The sequence below is a fragment of the Xanthomonas sp. CFBP 7698 genome (assembly GCF_003600855.1).
In the GTDB taxonomy this organism is placed as follows: domain Bacteria; phylum Pseudomonadota; class Gammaproteobacteria; order Xanthomonadales; family Xanthomonadaceae; genus Xanthomonas; species Xanthomonas cannabis.
Genome location: NZ_PRDN01000004.1, coordinates 245,486 through 265,428 on the forward strand (window position 1 = coordinate 245,486; position 19,943 = coordinate 265,428).

19 protein-coding genes and 1 pseudogene are annotated in these 19,943 nt (G+C 67.4%); 8 read left to right on the forward strand and 12 right to left on the reverse strand.

Annotated features, from left to right (window positions below; all coding sequences use genetic code 11):
• Positions 1–70: 70 nt before the first annotated feature.
• The 3 genes from XnspCFBP7698_RS16905 to XnspCFBP7698_RS16915 all read left to right on the forward strand — a co-directional run bounded on the left by XnspCFBP7698_RS16905 (position 71) and on the right by XnspCFBP7698_RS16915 (position 5,393).
• Positions 71–1,819 carry a diguanylate cyclase gene (locus XnspCFBP7698_RS16905; RefSeq protein ID WP_146093283.1) on the forward strand — a complete coding sequence of 583 codons (1,749 nt, stop codon included), beginning with the start codon at positions 71–73 and terminating at the stop codon, positions 1,817–1,819.
• Between the two features lie 128 nt (positions 1,820–1,947).
• Entirely contained in the window at positions 1,948–2,337 is a 390-nt protein-coding gene (locus tag XnspCFBP7698_RS16910) for a DUF2628 domain-containing protein (protein WP_047695601.1), read from the forward strand.
• A 578-nt stretch (positions 2,338–2,915) separates the two neighbouring features.
• Positions 2,916–5,393, forward strand: a complete 2,478-nt coding sequence (locus tag XnspCFBP7698_RS16915) for a GH92 family glycosyl hydrolase (protein WP_104581532.1) — start codon at positions 2,916–2,918, stop codon at positions 5,391–5,393.
• 366 nt (positions 5,394–5,759) lie between these two features.
• Here XnspCFBP7698_RS16915 and XnspCFBP7698_RS16925 read toward each other — a convergent pair whose 3' ends face one another.
• The 5 genes from XnspCFBP7698_RS16925 to XnspCFBP7698_RS16945 all read right to left on the reverse strand — a co-directional run bounded on the left by XnspCFBP7698_RS16925 (position 5,760) and on the right by XnspCFBP7698_RS16945 (position 10,187).
• Entirely contained in the window at positions 5,760–7,175 is a 1,416-nt protein-coding gene (locus XnspCFBP7698_RS16925) for an amino acid permease (protein WP_104581534.1), read from the reverse strand.
• A 227-nt stretch (positions 7,176–7,402) separates the two neighbouring features.
• The gene (locus tag XnspCFBP7698_RS16930) at positions 7,403–7,783 is read right to left on the reverse strand and encodes a hypothetical protein (protein WP_047696375.1); all 381 of its coding nucleotides are present in this window, start codon (positions 7,781–7,783) and stop codon (positions 7,403–7,405) included.
• A 133-nt stretch (positions 7,784–7,916) separates the two neighbouring features.
• A complete protein-coding gene (locus XnspCFBP7698_RS16935) occupies positions 7,917–8,537 on the reverse strand; it encodes a glutathione S-transferase (RefSeq protein ID WP_104581562.1) in 621 nt (206 codons plus the stop codon).
• Positions 8,538–8,740: 203 nt separating this feature from the next.
• Positions 8,741–8,971 carry a hypothetical protein gene (locus XnspCFBP7698_RS16940; RefSeq protein ID WP_082002602.1) on the reverse strand — a complete coding sequence of 77 codons (231 nt, stop codon included), beginning with the start codon at positions 8,969–8,971 and terminating at the stop codon, positions 8,741–8,743.
• A 298-nt stretch (positions 8,972–9,269) separates the two neighbouring features.
• A complete protein-coding gene (locus XnspCFBP7698_RS16945) occupies positions 9,270–10,187 on the reverse strand; it encodes a LysR family transcriptional regulator (RefSeq protein WP_104581536.1) in 918 nt (305 codons plus the stop codon).
• Between the two features lie 97 nt (positions 10,188–10,284).
• Between XnspCFBP7698_RS16945 and XnspCFBP7698_RS16950 the strand changes: the two genes are divergently transcribed.
• The 3 genes from XnspCFBP7698_RS16950 to XnspCFBP7698_RS16960 all read left to right on the forward strand — a co-directional run bounded on the left by XnspCFBP7698_RS16950 (position 10,285) and on the right by XnspCFBP7698_RS16960 (position 13,610).
• Positions 10,285–11,292 carry a zinc-binding alcohol dehydrogenase family protein gene (locus XnspCFBP7698_RS16950; RefSeq protein ID WP_104581537.1) on the forward strand — a complete coding sequence of 336 codons (1,008 nt, stop codon included), beginning with the start codon at positions 10,285–10,287 and terminating at the stop codon, positions 11,290–11,292.
• Between the two features lie 177 nt (positions 11,293–11,469).
• A complete protein-coding gene (rmuC, locus tag XnspCFBP7698_RS16955; protein WP_199680214.1) occupies positions 11,470–13,002 on the forward strand; it encodes a DNA recombination protein RmuC in 1,533 nt (510 codons plus the stop codon).
• Between the two features lie 227 nt (positions 13,003–13,229).
• Complete coding sequence (locus XnspCFBP7698_RS16960; protein WP_104581539.1) at positions 13,230–13,610, forward strand: hypothetical protein; 381 nt, start codon at positions 13,230–13,232, stop codon at positions 13,608–13,610.
• Between the two features lie 64 nt (positions 13,611–13,674).
• On the opposite strand, the gene XnspCFBP7698_RS16965 is transcribed toward XnspCFBP7698_RS16960, so the two are convergent.
• Together XnspCFBP7698_RS16965 and XnspCFBP7698_RS16970 are read right to left on the reverse strand one after the other, a co-directional pair.
• Positions 13,675–15,069, reverse strand: coding sequence for an MATE family efflux transporter (locus tag XnspCFBP7698_RS16965; RefSeq protein WP_104581540.1), 1,395 nt, complete (start codon positions 15,067–15,069; stop codon positions 13,675–13,677).
• Positions 15,070–15,085: 16 nt separating this feature from the next.
• Positions 15,086–15,550, reverse strand: coding sequence for a MarR family winged helix-turn-helix transcriptional regulator (locus tag XnspCFBP7698_RS16970; RefSeq protein ID WP_104581541.1), 465 nt, complete (start codon positions 15,548–15,550; stop codon positions 15,086–15,088).
• A 116-nt stretch (positions 15,551–15,666) separates the two neighbouring features.
• On the opposite strand from XnspCFBP7698_RS16970, the gene XnspCFBP7698_RS16975 reads away from it, so the two are divergent.
• Positions 15,667–16,215, forward strand: coding sequence for a glutathione peroxidase (locus XnspCFBP7698_RS16975; protein ID WP_104581542.1), 549 nt, complete (start codon positions 15,667–15,669; stop codon positions 16,213–16,215).
• 374 nt (positions 16,216–16,589) lie between these two features.
• Entirely contained in the window at positions 16,590–17,033 is a 444-nt protein-coding gene (locus tag XnspCFBP7698_RS16980; RefSeq protein WP_146093277.1) for a lysozyme inhibitor LprI family protein, read from the forward strand.
• Between the two features lie 43 nt (positions 17,034–17,076).
• Here the strand turns inward: XnspCFBP7698_RS16980 and XnspCFBP7698_RS21810 are convergent.
• The 5 genes and pseudogenes from XnspCFBP7698_RS21810 to mlaD all read right to left on the reverse strand — a co-directional run.
• Positions 17,077–17,242: pseudogene (locus XnspCFBP7698_RS21810) on the reverse strand (bifunctional (p)ppGpp synthetase/guanosine-3',5'-bis(diphosphate) 3'-pyrophosphohydrolase); the annotation flags it as partial.
• Positions 17,243–17,387: 145 nt separating this feature from the next.
• Complete coding sequence (locus tag XnspCFBP7698_RS16985) at positions 17,388–18,452, reverse strand: VacJ family lipoprotein (RefSeq protein WP_104581544.1); 1,065 nt, start codon at positions 18,450–18,452, stop codon at positions 17,388–17,390.
• A 10-nt stretch (positions 18,453–18,462) separates the two neighbouring features.
• The gene (locus XnspCFBP7698_RS16990; protein ID WP_104581545.1) at positions 18,463–18,756 is read right to left on the reverse strand and encodes an STAS domain-containing protein; all 294 of its coding nucleotides are present in this window, start codon (positions 18,754–18,756) and stop codon (positions 18,463–18,465) included.
• Positions 18,746–19,408, reverse strand: coding sequence for an ABC transporter substrate-binding protein (locus XnspCFBP7698_RS16995; RefSeq protein ID WP_039410610.1), 663 nt, complete (start codon positions 19,406–19,408; stop codon positions 18,746–18,748). The genes XnspCFBP7698_RS16990 and XnspCFBP7698_RS16995 overlap by 11 nt, the downstream gene beginning before the upstream one ends.
• Positions 19,405–19,938, reverse strand: a complete 534-nt coding sequence (gene mlaD, locus XnspCFBP7698_RS17000) for an outer membrane lipid asymmetry maintenance protein MlaD (RefSeq protein WP_005991436.1) — start codon at positions 19,936–19,938, stop codon at positions 19,405–19,407. Before mlaD ends, XnspCFBP7698_RS16995 begins: the two co-directional genes overlap by 4 nt.
• Positions 19,939–19,943: the final 5 nt, after the last annotated feature.

Consider the following 19,943-nt stretch of genomic DNA (forward strand, 5'->3'; position numbering starts at 1 on the left):
ACCCGGCAGCAGGTGCCTGTCCCCGGTCCGCTAGACTGCGGGGATGGCCCGGGGACAAGCGAGCTTTCCGTTGAATCACAGCGACACCATGGTGTCATCCACACCCAGCGAGGCGCAGCGTCTGGCGCGCCTGGCGTTATTGCAGGTGGTCGACACCGCCGCCGAACCGTTCTTCGACGCGCTGGCCGCCGCCGCGCAGGCGATCGCCGGCACCCCCATTGCGCTGGTCTCGCTGGTGGACGAACGCCGCCAGTGGTGGAAGGCCAACATCGGCCTGCCGGGCGTGTCCGAAACCCCGCGCGAACTGGCGTTCTGTGCCCACACCATCCAGGGCGATGCGGTGATGGAGGTGCGCGATGCACCGGCCGACCCGCGTTTCCACGACAACATCCTGGTCACCGAGGCGCCCGGCATCCGCTACTACGCCGGCGCCCCGATCGTGCTGCCCGACGGGCTGCGCATGGGCACGGTATGCGTGATCGACCAGCGCCCGCGCGCGCTGGAACCGGCGCAATTGCAGGCCTTGCAGCAGCTGGCCAAGGTCGCTGCCGAAGGCCTGGAGCAGCGCCGGGTGATGCTCGAGCGCGAGGCGGCCAATGCGCAGCTGCAGCAGCGCCTGCGCGAGAGCGAAGCGTTCCTGGAGCGCACCGGCCGGGTGGCAGGCGTCGGCGGGTGGGAGGTGGATGTGGCCAGCGGCACGCTGATCTGGTCGGACCAGACCTGCCGCCTGCACGATGTTCCGCCCGGTTACCGGCCCACCCTGAGCGAGGCGATCGGGTTCTACCCGCTGGAAGCGCGCTCGGTGATCACCGAGGCGGTGGAGACCTGCGTGCGGGACGGCACTGCGTGGGACCTGGAGCTGCCCCTGGTCAGTGCCGCCGGCCGCAAGTTGTGGGTGCACAGCACCGGCTCGGTGGAACACGTGGACGGGCGGATGCGCCTGATCGGCGCAGTCCAGGACGTGACCGACCGGCATCTCGCGGTGGATGCGCTGGCGGCCAGCGAACGCAAGTTCCGCAAGCTGTTCCAGTACAGCCTGGGGCTGATCTGCACCCACGAGATGGATGGCCGGCTGGTCAGCGTGAACCCGGCGGCGGCGCGCTCGCTCGGGCGCAGCGTGGAGGCGATGGAAGGCCGCTCGCTGCTGGAGTTCGTGCGCCCGGAGCGGCACGGCGCGGTGCGTGGGTACCTGTCGCGGATGGTGCTCGACGGCCAGGATGCCGGCGTGATCGAGCTGGTGGCCGGCGATGGCAGCCTGCGCCACTGGCAGTACAGCAACGTGCTCGATGTCGAATCCGACGCCACCCTGGTGCTGGCCCACGCCCAGGACATCACCAACCAGTACCAGCAGGAAAAGCTGCTGCTGGAATGGTCGTTCACCGACCCGCTGACCAACTGCTACAACCGCCGCTTCCTGGACGAGCTGGACAAGCGCGACCCCAGCGTGCGCTGGGGCTGCATCGTGGTGGACCTGGACAAGTTCAAGCTGGTCAACGACACCCATGGCCACCAGCGCGGCGACGAGGTGCTGGTGCAGATGGCGTGGTTCCTCAACCAGCCGCTGCGCACCCAGGACCGCCTGGTCCGCCTGGGCGGCGACGAATTCCTGGTGCTGCTGCATCAGCCCAGCCAGCAGCAGCTGGACGCGCTGGTGCGCGACTACCTGGCGGCCGCCGCCGACGCGCCGATCCAGTTCACCCTGGGCACCGCGCTGCGGCATGAAGGCGAAGCGCTGGCCGCGGTGGTCGACCGCGCCGACCGCTCGCTATATTCGCTGCGACGCGCCCGCCGAGGCACCGGCACCAGCGACCAGCGCTGAGCGTCCGGGCGCGGCGGCCAGTGCCGCGCATGCGTCTCCGTACCGAACCCATGTGACCGGCTCGAAAGAACGTGCTGATGAATACGCGATCGCCTATCATGTAACCGTTTACAACTACATGGATTGGAATGGATACCTTCGATCGCACCCAGCTCAGCCCCAAGTGGCAATTCCGCTTCGCCTTCTTCGACCGTCACGGCGGCCCCAAGGACCCTGCCCACAAGCAGGCGCTCAAGACGTTGCCGTTCGGCGAGAAGTTGAAGGTGGGCATGAACTTCTATGCGCTGTTCTTCGGCTTCATCTATTTCTTCATCCTGGGCCTGTGGCGCAAGGCGCTGGGCCTGATTGGCATCGGCTTGGTGGTGGGCATCATTGCCTCGTTCCTGCCCGGATCGCTGGGTAACGCGCTGAGCGTTCCGCTGGCCCTGCTGGCCGGTATGAGCGCCAACTATGCCTACTACCTGGACAAGGTGAAGGGCAGCACCAGCTTCAACCCGTTCGAAGGCATGCGCTGGTAAGCCGCGCACCGGGCGCGGACCCTCCCACCGACGCCTTGCCGCCAGGCCCGGTCCACGACCGGGCTTTTTTGTGGCGCTGCATCGTCAAGGCGTCGCGCATATTTGACGACTGCGTTTCGGCAACTCGCCACGATTCCATCAAGAAGAGCGAATTTGCTGGAAGAAGCGCGAACAACAGCTGCATCGCGCTGCGTTGCCGCGGGCAGCGTGACGAATACCACGCGTTGCGACGCTGGCTGCGCGCGCCGTGCCGCAAGTGGACGTGTGCATACGCGCCTGCCAAGCCGGAGCCTCCCTCGCAGCCATCCGCGGGCGAGCGCAGTTTCGGTTTGCAGCAGCCAATCGATCCACCGTGGTCAATGCCACATGGGCAACGCCGCTGTTCGGAATCGGCATGTTCCACTCGTACACTCGCCCTGTTCTGCGCCGTCCACGCAACTGATAAAGATTGCGCCCCGTTACTGGCCATTGCTGGTTTTGGTTCGAGTTCGGTCGTCATGCCGATTGCCGCCTGTGCAGCGGTCGGCGCGCCTCATTCCCCCTGCGGCCCCGGCCGCCCTCTCCCCGAGGTGTCTTGCATGCTCTCTGCCGTTGCATCTGATCGCTCTTCGTCGCGTCTGCCGTCAATGCCGCTGTGGCGCCGCGCTGCCGCCGGCCTGTGTCTGCTCGGCATGGTGGCCGCACCGCCACTGGCCGCGCAGGACCCCACGCAGGTCAACACCTTCATTGGCAGCAAGGACGACGGCAATACCTATCCGGGTGCCTCCGCGCCGTTCGGCCTGATCCAGGTCAGCCCGATCGGCGCCCACTACGCCGGCTGGCGCTACGACGACCCCAGCATCCGCGGCTTCGGGCATTCGTTTCTCTCCGGGGCTGGCTGCTGGGAGCAGGGCGGGCAGGTGTCGATCCTGCCGGTCACCGGGCGCATCGGCCTGGGCGGCGATTTCGATACCACCGACGCCAAGGCCTTCGACCAGAAGCGCTACGCCGCGCGTTACACGCATGACGGCGAAGTGGGCCAGGCCGGGTACTACAAGGTGCGGCTCACCGATTACGGCGGTATCGACGCCGAAGCCAGCGCGCTCACCCGCGCCGCCACCGAGCGCTACACCTTTGCGCCGGGTGCCGACACCGGCCACCTGCTGATCAACGTGGCACAGGCCAACGACCGCCATGTGGTGATCGGCAGCCAGGTGCAGCTGGTCGGCGATCGCGTGGTGGAAGGCAAACTGGTCACGCAGAGCTTTTGCGGCGGCCACGAATACACCACCTGGTTCCGGCTGGAATTCGACCGCCCGTTTACCGCGCACGGGGTGTGGGGCGAAGACGGCGGCGTGCCCGGCGCGCGTCACGGCATGGGCGGCGAGCTCAAGCCTAACGGCGCCTGGCTCAGCTTCCCGCTGGGCAAGGGCAAAGACACGCGCGCGGTGACCGTGGTCAGCGCCATCTCACATGTGGATGCGCAAGGTGCGCGCAACAACCTGCGCGCCGACGGCATGCAGGGCGGCAAGTTGCTGAGCCTGGAACAGATGCGCCAGCGCGCGCAGCAGACCTGGCGCAGCGAACTGGCCAGCCTGCAGCTGGACGGCGCCAGCCCCGACGACCGCAGCGTGGCTTACACCGCGCTGTATCACGCCCTGCTGCAGCCGCTCACCGGCAGCGATGCCGATGGCCGCTACCGCGGCTACGACGATGCGATCCACCGCGCCGATGGCTGGACCTATTACGAATACTTTTCGCTGTGGGACACCTATCGTTCGCAAAACCAGTTGCTGGCGCTGCTGCAACCGGCACGCGCACGCGACATCGGCCGCTCGTTGCTGGCGATCCATCAGCAGGGCGGCTGGCTACCGCGCTGGGGTTACGCCAATTTCGATACCAACATCATGACCGGCGATCCGGTGACGCCGTTTTTGGTCGATCTGTGGCGCTTCGGCGCACTGCAGGGCAATGAAGCCCAAGCGTATGCGGCATTACGCCAAAACGCCTTCGGCCAACCGCCGATCAACTCGCGCCACGCTGGGCGCTCGGGCAATGCCAATTATCTGTCCAAGGGCTTCGTGCAGTACGACCGCGCGTTTCCGTCCAAGGGTATGGACGTGGACCCGCACCACGGCGGCTCGGCCACGCTGGAATATGCGCTGGCCGATTGCGCACTCGCACAGATGGCGCAAGCGCTGGGTCACAGCGACGACAGCGCGCAACTGCGCGCGCGCGGTGGCAATTGGCACAACGTCTGGGACGCGGACGTGCGCGATACCGAGACCGGGTTTGCCGGATTTCCGCGCCCGCGGCTGGAAGACGGCAGTTGGTACGCACCGTCCAACGATCAGTACAGCCCACGCTCGCAACACGGCTTCCACGAAGGCACCGCCTGGCAGTATCAATGGTTGGTGCAGCAGGACATTCCCGGCATGCTGCAGGCCATGCACGGCAGCGAACAGGTCGGCAAGCGGCTGGACGCCTTCTTCGCCTACGACGACCTGCTCAAGGACCCGCTCAACGGCGCCCGCACGCATTGGGTGGTCGGGCCCTACAGCTACTACAACCAGTACCGCTACAACCCCAACAACGAACCAGACCTGCACGCACCGTGGATGTACACGCTGATCGGCCAGCCGTGGAAGACCGCCACCGTGGTGCGCGCCGCGCAGCAGTTGTTCACCAGCGCACCCAACGGTGTGACCGGCAACGACGATCTGGGCACCATGTCGGCCTGGTACCTGTTCAGTGCATTGGGCCTGTATCCGGCGGTACCGGGCAGCGGGCAATTCCTGCTGCATGCGCCGCGTTTCAAGCGGGCAACGCTCACCCTGGGCAACGGCAAGCGCCTGCGCATCGACGCCCCCGGCGCCGACGGCCGCACGCTGCAATACGTGGATGGCGTGCGCTTGAATGGCAAGCCGCAGCCGCAGGTATTCCTGGACTGGGCGCAGTTGCAGCAGGGCGGCACGCTGTCGTTCGCGCTCACCAACCGCGCCCCGACTCAAGGGTGGGGTACGCAAGCGGATGCGTTGCCGACCTCGTTCTGCGCCACGCCAGCAGCAGCGCAGTAACAACCGGCTGCAGCCACCCAGTCACCGCAAGCCTCGACGCCGCAAGCACTGACCAGCGCCGCGCAGCTCGAAAGCCCCTCTCCCCCCGGGGCGAAAAGGCACAGCTTGCGCGCCACTGGCGCGCGTGCCTCGGAGCGCCCGCGCCGCAAGCGCGGGCTGGGGCGCGGAGCGGGGGTTGGGGTGAGGGTACGGGGCGAAGTCCTGACGAATTGGATGACACGAGGGCTTCACCCGCACCCTCATCCGGCCCTAAGCGCCACCTTCTCCCCCATAAAGGAGGACAATGTCCCGTCGGGAGAAGGGGGTGCTGGCCTTGCCGCAGTGTTTTGAGAGCCTCTCTCCCGCAGGCGAGGAGGACGTCGCGACTCACCCCGCCTGATGCAACCGGCTATTGCGCCGCCCATACGCCAGGTACACCACCACACCCAGCCCGTTCCAGACCAGAAACCACAGCTGCGTCTTGCTCGGCAGGCTCCAGAACAGGTACAGGCAGCCCAGGATCGCTACCGGGCCCACCACCCACGCCAGCGGCGTGCGGAAAGCGCGCGCACGGCCGGGTTCGCGCACACGCAGCACCAGCAGACATGCAGCCACCGCAGTGAACGCCGCCAACGTGCCGGCATTGGCCAATGCGGCGATCTCATCCAGCCGTGCCACGCCCGCCAACGCCGCCACCAGCACCGCGGTGAACAGCGTGATCGCCACCGGCGTGCCGGTGCGTGCGTTGACCTTGGACAAGCCGCGCGGCAACAGCCCATCGCGCGACATCACGAAGAAGATGCGGCTCTGCCCGTACAAAAACGCCAGCAGCACGGTCGGCAACGCAATGATCGCCACCGCACCGATCACCAGCGCGGCCTTGCCGTGGCCGAGTTCGCGCAGGATCAGCGCCAGCGGCTCCGGGCTCTTGCCGAACACGGTGAAGCTCATCGCACCCACGGCTGCCAGCGCCACCAGCACGTAGATCAGCGTGCAGCCGATCATCGAGCCGACGATGCCGATCGACAGATCGCGCCCGGGGTTCTTGGTTTCTTCGGCCGCGGTGGAAATCGCATCGAAACCATAGAACGCAAAGAAGATGATCGCCGCCGCCGCCATCACCCCGCGTTCCACACCGTCCGGGCCCATCGCCTTGGAGAAGCCATACGGCATGAACGGCTGCAGGTTGGCGCTGTTGAACGTTGGCAACGCGATCGCCACGAACACGCCCAGCGCGATGATCTTCAGCACCACCAGTACCGCATTGAGCGTGGCGCTTTCCTTGGTGCCGGCCATCAACATGCCGGCCACCAGGAAGGTGATCACCACCGCCGGCAGGTTCACGATACCGCCGGCATGCGGCCCGGCAATCAGCGTCTGCGGCAGCTCCACCCCCAGCCACTGCAGGAAGCCGACGAAGTAGCCCGACCAGCCCACCGCCACCGTGCTGACCACCAGCGAATATTCCAGCACCAGGCTCCAGCCCACCACCCAGGCGATGCTCTCGCCCAGCGCGGTGTAGCTGTAGGTGTAGGCACTGCCGGCCGCCGGCATCATCGTGGCCATTTCCGCATACGCCAGCGCCGCGCAGGCGCACACGATGCCTGCAGCCACGAACGACAGCAGTACCGCCGGGCCGGCCTTGTCGGCGCCTACGCCGATCAGCGTGTAGATACCAGTGCCGACGATCGCGCCGATGCCCAGCGCGATCAGGTGCGGCCAACTCAGGCTGCGGACCAGTTGCCGGCCGGCCTCGTGCACGGTGACCTGGTCGATGGATTTGCGCCTGAGCCAAGACGACATGCGGACCTCGCGGGAATCAAAAGAATGCGCGAGTGTCGCCCAACGCAGCGCAGCAAAGCTATCGGTCCAAGGTCATGTGGCAGCGCAGGTCGGGCAGGGTAGACGCGCCTGCCTGCATCGGCGTGGCGCGTACTTCGCCTTGCCGGACCTTCGCCAACCTAACCGACGTCTGCAGTCCAGCGCTGTTACAAATCCCACATCCCAACGCACCAATCCCGCTCAATCGCTCACTCAATCGACGGACGATGCGGCGGGCGCGCGTTGCGATAGATCAGCTGCACCGCCCAGGCACCGGCCAGCCCGACCACACCGGCGGCAAACTGGCTCCAGTCCAGCAACTGCGGCGCCGCGCCATTGGCCTCATGCCCCCACAGGTTGAACCACAGCAGCACCACCGCGGTGATCCCCATGCCAATCCAGAACCACAGCCGTGTGCCCCCGATCGCGTACACCAGGAACGGCAACGCCGCTCCAATCAAAAAATGCACCGGAAAAAAATACGCCGTGCCATACGGCCGCATCAGCGACCAGACGATCACTGCAAAGGTGGCCAGAAACGCAAACAAGCCCAGGGCAAGCAGGCGGGTCTGATTGGTGGCAGTGGTCATCGGCAAGCCTCGCAGGAGCAGAGCCTCACCCTACCCATGCGCAGATCACGTTGAGGTCAATGCGTGCTGCAAGCGCCGCGGCGACATCACGGCGTGTTGCTGCGGCCGCTTTGCGCGGGCCTGCCCGCCACGCTCAAGGCGCGCTGCAGCCATGGCGTTGAAACCCGACGCGCGTGCACAGCTGCGCGTAATACGCCGCCACGGCGGGCAGCACTGGGCGCGCGATAGGGCTGGCCATCCAGCGTTGGGTCGACAGCCCCAGCACGATGTCGGCCAGGGTGAATTGCGCGCCCAGCACATACGGGCCGGCCTGTTGCAGCTGCGCATCCAGCAGCGCCATCAGCCGGTTCCACGCCTGCACGCTGTCTGCGATGCACTGCATGTCGGTATGCGCCGCACTGCCACGCACCGTGGCCATGAACGCGTACCGCCACGCCGGGTTGAGCTCGGTGGCCTGCCAGTCCATCCATTGCTCGACCCGTGCCCGCGCTGCCGGCGCACTCGGCAGCAGATCCTCGCGCCGGCTGCGTGCAGCCAGATAGCGGCAGATGGTGTTCGATTCCCACAGCACCACCGTGCCGTCGCGTAGCACCGGCACCAGGCCGTTTGGATTGAGCGCCAGGAACTCGGGCGCCTGGACCGATGCGGCGCCGCTGCCGTAGGCATGCAGGCGGTAGTCCAGCTGCATTTCCTCGCACAGCCACAGCACCTTGCGCACATTGATCGAGGTGAGCGTTCCGTAGATGTCCAGCATGTGCATCCCGACGAGTGATGTGGTGCAGGTGGCGTAACGCGCCACCAGGGGAGATAGCGCGTTGTGCGCATCGCTGCCAAGCATCATCGCAGCAGCCCAGCGGCCGTGTCTGCGCGTGAGGCAGTACAGACAGCGGGCGCTGCACGACGCAACTGCGTTGCGCCTGGCGAACGCGACGTGGGTTCGTCAGTAGTCGCGCCTGGCTACACGTCGAGCTTGCCCGCGTAAGCGTCGCGCACGTGCTGGCTGATATAGGTGCTCAGCCCGCGCCCCGCCTTGGCCAGGCGTTGCATGGTCGCCACCACGTCGGCGCCTGCACTGTCGGCGGTGTACACATAGGTCTCGCCGCTGCGGAAACGCACCGCAATCGCATCCCCGGCCAGCGCATACGCCACCACGCCGGAGTGGCCATCACGGTTGCCGTAGCGCTGCAGGGAAACCGGGTTAAGTGAGGTCATGCCGGCAGGCTAGAACCGCCACGGTGATGGGCGCTTCAACGAGCCCGGCAATGCCGGTGCGGCCTTCTGCGGTGACCTCCACATCGTCATGCACATGCGATCGCGTTGCAGCGTGCGGGCCGCATGTACCTGACAGGCAGGGCACCGAAACGCTGGCGTGGCGTGCGACATAGCGCCATCCGCGTCTTGCCTGGCGGGCTGCGTGCCAGCCGAACTCGAGCGCGTCGCCGCATCAGCCCCGGCCGTCGGCACCTTGCACCACGCGCGCAGCACGTCAGCCCTGGCCCGGCGGATACAACGCCGTCAGCGCCTGGCAGCGCTGCGCAAACAGCGCATGCAGCTGGCGCACCGCCGGCGAAAACTGCTTGCGATGCGGGCACACCAGATGCAGCGGCAAGCGGTCGCCATCGTCGGGGAACAGCACCTCCAGCCGCCCGGCCTGCACGTCGTCGCACACATCCAGCCACGACTTGTAGGCGATGCCTTCGCCGGCCACGGCCCAGCGCCGCACGATGTCGGCGTCGTCGCACAGCATCGCCCCACGTACCGGCACCACCTGGCGTCGGCCGTCGCGTTCGAACTGCCAGCGGTCGTAGGCGCGCCCTGCCAGCAGATACAGCAGGCAGGCGTGGTCGCGCAGCGCCTCCAGCGTGGCCGGCCGCCCGTGCCGCTGCAGATACGCAGGCGCGGCCACCAGCACCCGGCGGTTGTCCGGTGCCAACGGCAGCGCGACGTGGTCGGCGCCGTCGATGCGCCCGAGCCGGAACGCCACATCCACCGGCGCGCGATACAGGTCGGCCACCTGGTCGGACAGATGCAGCCGCAAGGTCAGCTTCGGATGCGCAGCGCGGAATTCGGTCAGCCACGGCAGCAGCACATTGCGGCCCAGGTCCGACGGCGCGGTGACCTGCAGCAGGCCCTGCAATTCGCTGTCGCGCCCACGCACATGCTCGCGCCCGTCGCGCAGCAGCTCCAGTACCTGGCGCGCATACGGCAGGTATTGCTCACCCTCGGCGGTCAGCCGCAGGCTGCGCGTGGACCGCGCGAACAGGCGCAGATCCAGTGCCCGCTCCAGCCGGGCCACCGCCGCGCTGACCTGCCCCGGCAGCAGGTCGGCCTCACGCGCGGCATTGGAAAAACTGCCCAGCGCCGCGGTACGCACGAACAGCGCCAGGTCGTCGAAGCGGACCATCTTCACTCCAATCGTGAAAGTGCTTGTGCAGTTTGCCGGTTTTTCTCCTAATCCCGGCAGCCGACCATGCATGTCCCCTCCCTGCATGACGCCCGCCATGAAAGCCATTGCCTACCCGCAGCACGGCCTGCCCATCGACGATGCGCGCGCGCTGGTCGAACTCGAACTGCCGCTGCCCGAACCCGGCCCGCGCGATCTGCGCGTGCGCATCCATGCCATTTCGGTCAATCCGGTGGACACCAAGGTGCGCGCCAACGCGCCGGTGGAATCGCCGCGGGTGCTCGGCTGGGACGCCAGCGGCGTGGTCGATGCGGTCGGCAGCGAGGTCAGCCTGTTCCGCCCCGGCGACGCGGTGTACTACGCCGGCGCGCTGACCCGCCCGGGCACCAACGCCGAATTCCATCTGGTGGACGAGCGTCTGGTCGGGCGCAAGCCGGCCACGCTCGACGACGCTGCGGCTGCGGCACTGCCGCTGACCGCCATCACCGCCTGGGAATTGTTGTTCGATCGGCTGCGCATCGCCGAAGGCGGCGGCCAGGGCCAGGCGTTGCTGGTGGTCGGCGCGGCCGGCGGCGTCGGCTCGATCCTGGTGCAGCTGGCGCGCACGCTGACCAAGCTGACCGTGATCGGCACCGCCTCGCGCCCGCAGACCCAGGATTGGGTCTACGCCCTCGGCGCGCATCACGTCATCGACCACACCCAGCCGCTGGGCGAAGGCCTGCAGCGGATCGGCATCGCGCAGGTGCAGCACGTGGCCAGCCTCACCCACACCGACCAGCACTTCGCGCAGCTGGTCGAGGTGCTCGCACCACAGGGCCAGCTGGCGCTGATCGACGACCCGGTCACGCTGGATGCGCTGCCGCTCAAGCGCAAGAGCCTGTCGCTGCACTGGGAGCTGATGTTCACCCGCTCGCTGTTCGAAACCGACGACATGATCGCCCAGCACCACCTGCTCAACCGTGTCGCCGACCTGATCGACAGCGGCCTGCTGCGCACCACCCTGGGCGAGCACTACGGACGCATCACCGTCGACAACCTGCGCCGCGCCCACGCCGCGCTGCAATCGCACCGCACCCGCGGCAAGTTGGTGCTGGAAGGTTTCTGACCTCGGGCCTGAGCAGCGAGGCAGCGGCTGCGCTGGCCGCTGCCTCGCAGATTCCCGGGCGCTGCGCGCGCTCGGGCGAGCGACGGTCCGCGACGCAGCTGTTGCGACAGGCACCGTTACACTGCGCGCATGTCATCCGAATCCCTGATCCTTCTCGGGCTGCTTGTCGTAGTCCTGGTGTTGCAGCTGCTCGCGCTGCTGCGACGTCCCTCCACCACTGCGCTGGAGCACGCGCTGCGGGCCGAACAACGCGACGGCCGCGGCGAACTGCGCGAGCAACTCGAAGGCCTGGCACGGCAGCAGGACGGCCGCCTGGAAACCTTTGCGCGCAATCTCACCGAACTGTCCACGCGCACCGATCAGCGCCTGGACCTGCTGCGCGACGCCCTCGGCGAAGACGCCCGCAAGGCGCGCGAAGAAAGCGCCCTGGCCCAGCAACGCACCGGCGAACTGCTGACCCTGCGGCTCACCGAACTGCGTACCCAGCTGGAAGGCTTCGGCCAGCAGCAGGAAACCCGCATCCACATGTTCGGCCAGCAACTGACCGAGCTGATCGCGCGTACCGACACGCACATGGCCGCCCTGCGCGAAGCGCTGGCCGAAGATTCGCGCAAGGGCCGCCAGGAGGCCGGCGAATCGCAACAGCGCTTCACCGAAGCGCTGGGCCAGCGCCTGACCGAGCTCACCCAACGCAATGAACTGCGCATCGGCGAAATGCGCACCACGCTCGAACAGCAGCTGGCCAACCTGCAGAACGACAACGCCAGCAAGCTCGAACTGATGCGCGCCACCGTCGACGAAAAACTGCAGACCACCCTCAACACGCGCCTGGATGCCTCGTTCAAGCTGGTCTCCGAACGGCTGGAACAAGTGCAGCGCGGCCTGGGCGAAATGCAGCAGCTGGCCACCGGCGTGGGCGACCTCAAGCGCGTGCTGACCAACGTCAAGGACCGCGGCGGTTGGGGCGAAGTACAGCTGGACAACATCCTCGAGCAGACCTTGACGATGGAGCAGTACGCGCGCAGCGTGCGGGTCAGGCCCGACAGCGCCGAAGCGGTGGATTTTGCGATCCGCCTGCCTGGGCGCGGCGACGACACGGTGGTGTGGCTGCCGGTCGATGCCAAGTTCCCGCGCGAAGACTACGAACGCCTGATCGACGCGCAGGAAAAAGGCGATCTGGAGGCGATCAAGAGTTCGACCGCGCAGCTGGAACGCGCCATCCGCGTGCAGGCCAAATCCATCAGCGACAAGTATGTCTGCCCACCGCATACGACGGATTTTGCGGTGATGTTCCTGCCCACCGAGGGCCTGTATGCCGAAGTGATTCGCCGCGCCGGTCTGGTCGATCTGCTGCAGCGCGAGCATCGCGTGGTGCTGGCCGGCCCGACCACGTTCACCGCCTTGCTCAACAGCCTGCAGATGGGCTTCCGCACGCTGGCGATCGAGAAGCGCTCCAGCGAGGTCTGGCAGGTGCTGGGCGCGGTGAAAAGCGAGTTCGGCAAGTTCGCCGGCATTCTCGAAAAGGCCGAGCGGCAGATCAGCACTGTCGGCAAGAGCCTGGGCGAAGCCAGCCGCAAGACCCGCACCATCGAACGCCGCCTGCGCGGCGTGGAAACGCTGTCCGGCGAGCACTCGCAGGCGCTGCTGGACGATGGCAGCGACGAAGGCGCCGGGGTCCCGCACGACGACAGCAGCGACGAGCAGGAGTAGCCAGCGAGCGCAGGAGGCCTGGCCGGCCGCACAATGCCCAAAAACCGACCCACCCGTAGGAGCGCCCATGGGCGCGACGAGGCGTTACCGGTAACGCCCTGTCGCGCCCAAGGGCGCTCCTACAACAGCAGGTCTGCCACGTCCTGTTCCTGCGCCGGATGTCGAGCACACCGCGCAGACATCGCCACCGCGATGCTTGCACGCACCCTATTCAAGAAGAGCATCTCATGGCGACGCGATGGATCTACGCAACGGTGTGCGTGCTGCTGCTGGGCGCCTGCAGCGCGACGCCGGCATCTCGTTCGGGCACTACCGCAGCTGATGCGCAGCCACTGCGCGCAGCCTCTGCCGATGCCGCCGCATGCACCGCAAAGGGCGGTCAACTGCGTCCGGTCGGCCGCATGCAGACAGTGCGCTGCATCGTGCCGTATGCCGATGCCGGCAAGACCTGCAGCGACAACAGCGACTGCAGCGGCGATTGCCTGGCCACCAGCATCGTGCCGACCGGTGCCGCCACCAACGGCACCTGCCAGCGCGACAGCGACCGCTTCGGCTGCCGCCAGGAAGTCATCGGCGGCAAGGGCCAGGCGGCGCTGTGCATCGACTGATGCGCGGGTAGGGCATCAGGCGCGTCGCGTCGAGATGCTCCAACGCATGCACCAGAGCAGCGCCCTACGCGTCCACCACCACGTCCGCGGTGCGACGCGGCCAGCCAAGCCGGCCGAACATCGACCCACCGGCGATGGCCAGCGCAATCCCCACCCCATACACCAGCAGCGCCGCGCTCTGTGCCAGGTAGACCTGGTGCAGGCCGCCGCCCATCCGGATCGCCACGATGCCGATCCCGGCTGCGATCACCAGGCGCAGCACGGTGGCACCGATCGGCCATAGCAGCCTTCCTGCGCCCTGCGAGGCGAAGTACATCGCCAGACCCATGCCCAGGAAGCCGTAGAACGGGCCCACGGTCTGCAGGTACAGCGTGCCGGTCTGCAGCATGGTCGGGTCGTTGCCATACAGGGACAGCCAGCCGCGCGGGAACAGCGCCGCCGCAACGCCGATGGTTTCGGTGATGGCAAACGCCATGGCCGCACCGATCCAGGTCGCGCGCAGTGCGCGCTCGCGTTTGCCCGCACCGATGCAGGTGCCCACCATCGTCAGCATCGGTGCTCCCAGGCCGAAGACCAGCGGGATCAGCACGTATTCCAGCCGCGATGCAGTGCCGTAGCCGGCAATCGCGCCGGAGCCGAAATGCCCGGCCAACGAGGTGGCAACGCCCACCGCCAGGTTGGTGCAGATCACCCCGATCGCCGAGATCAGGCCAACCCGCAGGATGTCGCGAAAGACCGCTGCACGCAGGCGGATCGCCGCAAACGACAGGCGCAGCAGGCTGCGCGGCGAACGCAGATAGGCCACCAGCACCAGCGTGCCGACGATGTAGTACAGCAGCAGCGCCAGCGCACCGCCGGCAATGCCCAGCGCCGGAATCGGCCCCCAGCCAAAGATCAGCAACGGCGACAGCGGGATCAATCCGATGACTCCGTAGACGGTGACCTTGGCCGGCACGGCCATATTGCCGGAGCCGCGCAGTACCGCCGCCAGCGAGTTCAACAGCCAGACAAACACCGCGCCTGCGAAGATCCAGTGCGAGTAGGTCAGCGCGGCATCGAGCGCGGCGCCTGTCCCGCCCATCTGCCGATACAGCCAGCGGCCGCCGGCCCACAGCGCAAGCGTAAAGAGCACCCCGAACGCCACGGCGATCACCAGCGCATGCACCACCACCGCGTTGGCATCCTCGCGCCGGCCGCCGCCCAGGGCCCGCGCGATCGACGAGGCAATGCCGCCGCCGATCGCACCGGACGACATCATCTGCATCAGCATCACGATCGGGAACACCAGCGCCATGCCGGCCAGCGCATCGGTGCCGAGCTTGCCGACGAAGTAGGTCTCGATCAGCCCGGCCGACGCCTGCGCGACCATGACCAGTACGTTGGGAACGGCCAGCCGCGCCAGCGTGGGTGCGATCGGGGCCTCCAGCAGCAGGCGGGTGCGGGCATCGAGTGCGGTCATGGAGGCAGAGCTGCTCTTAGTCGGGGGAGTCGTCGGTATCGGCAAGCCCGGCCTGTTGCAGCGTGGCCAGGGTGTCGTCGAGCAGGCCATGCAGGGCGAGCACGCGCTCGGCGCCCAGCAGCGCGGTGAGGCTGGATTGCGCCTTCTGCCACTGCGTCCGGGCCTGGGTATGCCGGCGACGGCCGGCGGCGGTGAGCGTGATCAGGCGGCTGCGCGCATCGGTGCCGTCGGTCTGTTGCACCAGTCCGGCCAGCATCAGCGGCTTGAGATTGCGCGTGAGCGTGGACGCATCCAGGCCCATCTTGCGCGCCAGATCGATCGGCCGGATCGGGCTCAGCGTGAGCAGATGCGACAGCAGCGAATACTGCGTCGACTTCAGACCGCTCGCACTCAGATATGTCGCGTAGTGGCGCGACACCACCCGCGACACGCTGCGCAGGCGGAAGTTGGTACAGCCGGTCGGCTTGCGGGGCGTGGCCATGCGGCGAGTGTAGCCAAGATACTTGCATATACAAGTGTTGAGGCATGGTGCAGCACAGGTCACCCATGCGCGCGGGGCGGTTTATGCTGGCTACCCCGCAGATCAGGACAGCCCCGATGAGCCAGACGCTGTACGACATTCCCGTGACCCGCATCGAAGGCGAGCCGGCCACATTGGCCGACTACCGCGGCAAGGTGCTGCTGGTGGTCAATGTCGCCTCCAAGTGCGGCCTGACCCCGCAGTACGAAGGCCTGGAAGCGCTGTACCGCGACAAGCATGCGGCCGGTCTGGAAGTGCTGGCGTTTCCGGCCAACGACTTCAACGGCCAGGAGCCCGGCAGCGAGGCGGAGATCGCGCAGTTCTGCCAGCTCACCTATGACGTCACCTTCCCGATGTTCGCCAAGATCGCGGTCACCGGCGGCGACACCCATCCGCTGTATCAGGCCCTGACCCATGCACGCCCGAGTGCCACCGGCGACGGCCCGATGCGCGAAAAGCTCGCCGGCTACGGCATTGCGCCCAACCCCGCACCCGGCGTGTTGTGGAACTTCGAAAAATTCCTGATCGGCCGCGACGGCACCGTCATCGAGCGCTTCGCCCCCGATGTCCCCGCCGACGATGCAAGCCTGCGTGCAGCGGTGGATGCGGCGTTGGCAGCTGCCTGAGTCCCGCGCGCCGGCCCAGACATGCGCCAGAGCAGAGCTTGCGTGCGCCCCGTACCGCGTCCGCTGCATGCGTCACTCTCCCGATGGGCAAGACACTGCAGCGCACGATCAGAGGCCGGCGCTCTCCCCCTCTCTCCCGCCAGGGAGAGGGGGATGGTATGGCGGAAGACCGCCCAGGCCGCACGCTCGACACGCAATGTCGCCGAACATCGCGGTGTATCTCCACCGCCATGCGGCAAGACGTTTCACGCACTGCCATCGCATCTGCCCCGGCAATCACGGCAACGACGCGGGAGCCGATAGACAGCGTGCAGCCGCCATCGCCGACCCGCTCCCCTCGCGCGACGCACGATCAACCGATCCCATGATCCGGCTTGATCATCGACCAAGCTAGAAATCAGGTGCACATGACGATGCGACCCGGCTGGATATGTCTCGTGCTGCTTTTCAGCGCGTCGTCGCTCGCGAAGGAGCGTTGCCACGATCTCGAAACGACCGTGGACAGCAATAAATGCCGGTCGGGAGAAGTGGACCGATCGCAGCAACGCCTGGCCGAGTATCTGGCGGCCGCGCGCACCCGGGCCATCGCCACGCTGGCGGTGTCGGGCGAGGCCTTCGACAACGCGCAGGCGGCCTGGACGAGCTACAAGACGCTTCACTGCAGCAACATACGACAGCGCTGGACGGGTGCAACGGTCGGAACGGCCAAGGCGGCCCGCTGCGCCGTCGACCTCAACGACCAGCGCGCACATGATCTGTGGAAGAGCTATCTCACCTACGAAGATCGCACCCCGCCATTGCTGCCCGAACCGGAGTGACCACCGGACATGTGACGCCAGGCGCCCGACGATATGTCCTGCGCCCGAGCCTGCATGCCACGCCATCGATGCCGGGCAAAGCGTCCAGCTTAGCGAGCAAGGCCGACAGCTGGTCGTAGCCGCTGACCTTGAGCCGCAGCCGCACGTGCGCCCTGCCGGCATCGCACGGTGTCGCTGCTGATCTCCGGCAGGTAGGCGTCATCAGGCGCAGACGGTGTGGGCGAGCCCGGCGCACACCGGCATCTGCAGACATGTGCGCTTTCCACGCAGGCAGCTGCGGCAACGACGTTGCGCTGCCCCCAAAAAAAACCCGGGATCGCTCCCGGGTTTTTCTGTTCACGCCTGGCGGGCCGGTCAACGCACCCAGCTGGGAATCGGCATCGCATCCACCGGCACCGTGTTGTCCTTGTCTTCGCGCAGATACTCCGGCAGCTCGTTGTTCTGTTCGCGGTGGCTGCGCAGGTCGCGGGTGATCTGGTAATTGCGACGCTGCATCCAGGCATCGCGGGTCAGGGCGTACTCGTCCGGCGCCTGGTCGCGTAGCGAGTCCAGCGACATCAGCTGCGCGCGCGTGTCCACCAATTGCAGGCCCTGCAACGCGAAACGCGCACCGCCGTCGTCGACCTGGCGCACCCACGACAGCGGGATGTCGCCACCCAGCCCGAAGGTGTCGCGCACCGTGCGCGGCCCGAACAGCGGCAGCTCGAAGTAGCGCGAGTTACGCCAGCCCCACACGCCCAACGTCTGACCGAAGTCTTCGCTGCGCCGCGGGATCCCCGCCGCCGTGGCCGGGTCGAACAGGCCGGCCACACCCAGGGTGGTATTCATCACGAACCGGCCCAGCGACTGCGCCGCATACACCGGGTGGCCCTGCAGCAGCTGGTTGACCATGGTCAGCGGCGTGCCGAGGTTGTCGAAGAAGTTGGTCACGCCCAGCCGCGCCGGGCTCGGCACCACCTTGGTGTAGGCGGTCGCCAACGGCCGTGCCACGCCGCGGTCCACCGCCAGGTTGAAGCGGTGCATGCCGCGGTTGTAGCGCTCCCACGGGTCGTACGCTGGCGCCGCACCCGGCTGGGCGGGTGCGCCATTGGCGCCGGCCTGTGGCGTGGTGGTGCCGTACAGGGCGCTGAAGTCGTCCTCGGCCGAGGTGGGCGCACCGGACGCGTCCGCGCCGGCATCGCCCGCAGCGCTGGTCTGTTCGGCAGGCGCCGCCGCCACCGTGGCCGGCAACGTGTCGGGCGCGGCAAACCCGGCGGTCGCCGGTTGCGCGGTCACCCCGGCGTCGTCACGTACCGGTGCCGGAGCATTGGGCGCGGTGTCGGCGCTGGCCGATGGCGGGGCAGACTTGGGCGCCTGGCTGGCACAGGCGCCAAGCAGCGACAGGCAGGCCAACAGGGAAAGGGTGCGGAACTGGGTCATGGCGTGGCGCTCAGGCCTGAAATTCGAGGGTGGGAGACAAGCGGTAGGCGGCGCGCAATTCGTCCAGACCGGACGCCTCGCCCACCACTGCCGCAGTGCCGGTGCCGCGCACGCGCGCGGCCAGTTCGGCCAGCATCGCCACGCCGGCGCTGTCCAGGCGTTGCACGCCCGACAGGTCCAGCGTGCGCACGCCATCGAGCTGTGCGGCCGCCTGCGGCCAGGCCGCGGTGACCGCGGCACGGTCGAGCACGCCGGTGACCACCAGCGTGTCGCCGTTGCGTTGCACGAAGCTGTTACTTGCCATTGGCCGGTGCCGCACCGACCTGCAGGCTGCCGCTGCGCAGGTCGGCGGCGACCTTGGCAATGCCCTTTTCGCGCAGCGGACCGTCGAACTGGCCCTTGAAGGTCTGCACGTAGGAGATGCCTTCGATCATCACGTCGAAGATCTTCCACTGGCCGCCCACGTTACGCATCAGGTAGTCGACCGGGGTCGGGTCGTTGCCGGCGCGCAGCAGGTCGGTAGATACCTTGACGCCGCGGTTGCCCGGCAGCGCGCTTTCCGACTTGGCACGGAAGGTCGGCTTGCCTTCGAAGTTGAGCAGGGCAGTGCCGTAGCGCTGCATCAGGTTGTCGGCCATCGCATCGGCGAACAGCTTGATGTCGGCATCGGAGGCGCCACGGCCATGCACGCCCAGTACCAGGCGCGCGGCGTAGTCGCGGTCGAAGGCCTTGTTCAATTCGCCGTCGATGTACTGACGCAGCGCGGCCGGGTTGCTGCGGAACTCGGCGCGGCGCTGTTCCAGCGTGCCCAGGATGCGGGTGCTGCTGTCGATGACGGTCTTGGTGGCCGCGCCCTGCGCAGGCGCACTGGCGGCGGCCGGCTGCGCCAGCACGGTGGCCGGTGCGCACACCAGCAGGGTCGAGGCCAGAATGGCAGAGAGCAGGGTGGTCTTCATTGGTGCGGTTCCGTAGAGGGAGAAGCGGGCTGGGCAGGCGGGGCGGCCTGACCGTCTGCAGCGGATTTATCACCGCCGCCACTGAACATGTACTTGCCGACCAGCTGCAGCAGATCCACCGCCGGCTGGGTGAAGCCGATCTCTTCGCCCGGCTTGAGCGTCTCCGGGTCGCCGCCCGGCTGCAGACCGATATAGCTCTCGCCGAGCAGTCCGCTGGTGAAGATGCCGGCCGAGGTGTCGGCGGGCAGGTCCTTGTATTTGGTGTCCAGCGACAGCGTCACCACCGAATCGAACTTGGTCGGATCCAGGCTGATGTCGGCCACCTTGCCGATGGTCACCCCGCCGATCTTCACCGGCGCCTGCGCGCGCAGCTGGCCGATCTGGCTGAAGCGCGCGATGAGGGTGTACTGGCTGGAACCGAAGCCCCAGCGCTGGTTGGTCGAGGCCACCGCCAGCACCAGCAGCGAGGCCAGGGTCAGCAGCAAAAAGGCGCCAACGGCGAATTCGAGTCGTGGTCCACGCATGGCCATGGGCT